This is a genomic window from Sedimentibacter sp. B4 (assembly GCF_000309315.1).
Classification (GTDB): Bacteria; Bacillota; Clostridia; order Tissierellales; family Sedimentibacteraceae; genus Sedimentibacter; species Sedimentibacter saalensis.
The window spans coordinates 1-2,535 of the sequence record NZ_CANG01000950.1 but is presented as its reverse complement, the minus strand read 5'-3'; the positions used below and the strand labels follow the sequence as shown (position 1 = coordinate 2,535).

Annotated in this window: 4 protein-coding genes; all 4 read left to right on the top strand. The window is 40.0% G+C overall.

From position 1 onward, the window contains the following. Positions 1-323 precede the first annotated feature (323 nt). The 4 genes from BN358_RS17880 to BN358_RS17865 are packed head-to-tail and all read left to right on the top strand — an operon-like array spanning position 324 to position 2,482. On the top strand, positions 324-629 hold the full coding sequence (locus BN358_RS17880; RefSeq protein ID WP_019229895.1) for a (2Fe-2S)-binding protein: 306 nt from the start codon (positions 324-326) through the stop codon (positions 627-629). Next, entirely contained in the window at positions 626-1,726 is a 1,101-nt protein-coding gene (locus tag BN358_RS17875; protein ID WP_019229894.1) for an NAD(P)/FAD-dependent oxidoreductase, read from the top strand. The genes BN358_RS17880 and BN358_RS17875 overlap by 4 nt, the downstream gene beginning before the upstream one ends. Beyond that, positions 1,719-2,210, top strand: a complete 492-nt coding sequence (locus tag BN358_RS17870; protein ID WP_019229893.1) for a 4Fe-4S binding protein — start codon at positions 1,719-1,721, stop codon at positions 2,208-2,210. Before BN358_RS17875 ends, BN358_RS17870 begins: the two co-directional genes overlap by 8 nt. Further along, a complete protein-coding gene (locus tag BN358_RS17865; RefSeq protein WP_019229892.1) occupies positions 2,210-2,482 on the top strand; it encodes a (2Fe-2S)-binding protein in 273 nt (90 codons plus the stop codon). Before BN358_RS17870 ends, BN358_RS17865 begins: the two co-directional genes overlap by 1 nt. Positions 2,483-2,535 lie beyond the last annotated feature (53 nt).

Below are 2,535 nucleotides of genomic sequence, written 5' to 3'. Positions count from 1 at the left end.
TTATTTTTTGCGCCGAAGGGCGACATAGGTCCACCTAGCGGAGTTGCGGAGCAACTTTTATAGATTATAAGAAATTAACAGACGTAATAAATTCTGGAATTTTTCAGTTAAACCAATAGCACACACCTAGTAATCAGCATAGAGAGTAATAATCATAATCTATATGTCAAATATTTGACACGGTGTCAGTTTTCGGACAATTATTTATTTAACTGCACTTAAGAATTCATTGAAAATTACATAAAGAAAATATTTTCCAAAATGGCACGCAAATTGCTTGCAGTATTTCAGGAATTATAAAATAATATGTGGGAGATATAAATATGAGAATTGAACAGCATCCTATTCTCCAATTTCATAAGGGAAAGAAATTGAAGTTTACATTCAACGGCGAGGAAGTTGAAGGATTTGAAGGAGAGACAATAGCTGCAGCACTTCACGCAGCAGGGGTCAAGGTTCTTGGACGAAGTTTGTTTTTGCACAGGCCAAGAGGCTTTTACTGTGCCATAGGAAACTGCTCCTCATGTCTTATGACTGTCAACGGCAAAGCAAATGTAAAAACATGCGTGACAGATCTTGAGGAAGGAATGGTTGTAGAAACTCAGGAAGGCAAGGGTGTGATAATATGAAACAGGCGGAATTATTGATAATAGGCGGAGGACCGGCAGGTCTGTGTGCTGCAATCAGTGCAGCATCAAGCGGAGCCAATGTTCTAGTGGCTGAAAGAAACAAAAATCTCGGAGGGCAGCTGGTTAAGCAAACTCATATGTTTTTCGGCTCAGAAAAACAATATGCTTCAACAAGAGGAATTGACATAACCGGAATATTGCTCAATGAACTAAGCAAGTACAAGGAAAATGTGGAAATAATGACAGACACCACAATTGTGGGGATGTTTGAAGACGGTGTTGTAACAGCATTACACAAAGAAGACAATTATTTTAAGATTAAACCAGATGCAGTTGTTGTTGCAACCGGTGCTTTTGAAAAGGCTCTTGCATTTCCAAACAACGACCTTCCAGGAATTTACGGAGCCGGTGCAGTGCAAACTCTCATGAATGTGTACGGTGTTAAGCCAGGCAACAAAGTTCTCATGGTGGGAGCAGGAAACATAGGTCTTATTGTGAGCTACCAGCTCATGCAGGCTGGAGTTGAAGTATCTGCAATACTTGATGCTGCCCCGAGAATAGGAGGATATCTTGTTCATGCATCAAAAATCAGAAGAATGGGAGTTCCCATATTAACATCACATACTGTGAAAGAAGCAATAGGCAAGGAATTTCTGGAAAAGGCAATCGTGTGCCAGGTTGATGATAAATTTAATCAAATTGAAGGAACTGAAATAGAATTTGATGTTGATGTAATGTGCATTTCTGTTGGATTAACACCACTTAATGAACTGCTGTCCATGAGGGGATGCCAGATGAAGTATGTTCCTCAGTTAAGCGGAATTGTTCCCTTAAGAAATGAAAACTATGAAACAACAATAGAAAATGTTTTTGCAGCCGGAGACACAACCGGTGTTGAAGAAGCAAGTGCCGCAATGGTTGAAGGATATCTTGCAGGGCTTTGTGCTGCAGCAAAAATAGGCCATATGACAGATGATTTTGAAGAAAGAAAAAATGACTATGTTAAGCAGCTGGAAAGTCTGCGCTCAGGACCTGTTGGAAAGCATATTTTGTCAGGTATAGAACAAATAGTAATAAAAGGAGAACAATATGTTTGAAAAAACCGGCATTCCAAGTGAAGAAATGATAAGAGAGAAATTTCCTCCCATTGAAAGAATAAATAAAGGCCCTGTGGCCGTAGTTGAATGCTACAAGGAAATACCATGCAATCCCTGTGAAACAGCATGCAGGTTCAGTGCAATAACCATAGGCGAAGACATAAACAACATTCCTGTTTTAAATGAAGATAATTGCACAGGATGCGCCATATGCCTGAGCAAATGTCCTGGCCTTGCCATAATGGTTGTAGATGGTTCAAAATCTGACACTACAGTACAGGTGAAACTTCCTTATGAATTTTTGCCTCTTCCTGCATCAGGAGAAACTGTTAAGGGACTTGACAGGGAAGGCAAAATCATAGCCGACGTCAAGGTTATACAGGTTCAAAATCCAAAATCTTTTGACAGAACTCCCGTTGTAACAATCGAAGCAGACAGAAGCATCATGTACAAAATAAGAAATATCAGGATGGAGGCAAAATAATGGATGAAAATACAATTATCTGCAGATGCTCAGATGTAACTCTTAAGGAAGTAAGAGAACTCATAAGTGAAGGCTACGTTACATTTGATGAAATAAAAAGAATAACACGAATTGGCATGGGACCGTGTCAGGGAAAGACATGCGGTCAGCTTGTCATGAGGGAAATTGCCAATGCCACTGGGCAAAATATTAAAGACGTTAAGTTCCAGACAAACAGGCCTCCTGTTGTGGGCGTCAAACTTGGACTCATTGCAGAGGAGGGAAGAAGATGAAAAACATTGCTGATGTGGTAATTATAGGCGGAGGAATATCAGCTGCTCTACTG

Coding starts and splice junctions, on each gene's coding strand:
- BN358_RS17875 (WP_019229894.1), top strand. CDS start 626: ATGAAACAGGCGGAATTATTGATAATAGGCGGAGGACCGGCAGGTCTG.
- BN358_RS17880 (WP_019229895.1), top strand. CDS start 324: ATGAGAATTGAACAGCATCCTATTCTCCAATTTCATAAGGGAAAGAAA.
- BN358_RS17870 (WP_019229893.1), top strand. CDS start 1,719: ATGTTTGAAAAAACCGGCATTCCAAGTGAAGAAATGATAAGAGAGAAA.
- BN358_RS17865 (WP_019229892.1), top strand. CDS start 2,210: ATGGATGAAAATACAATTATCTGCAGATGCTCAGATGTAACTCTTAAG.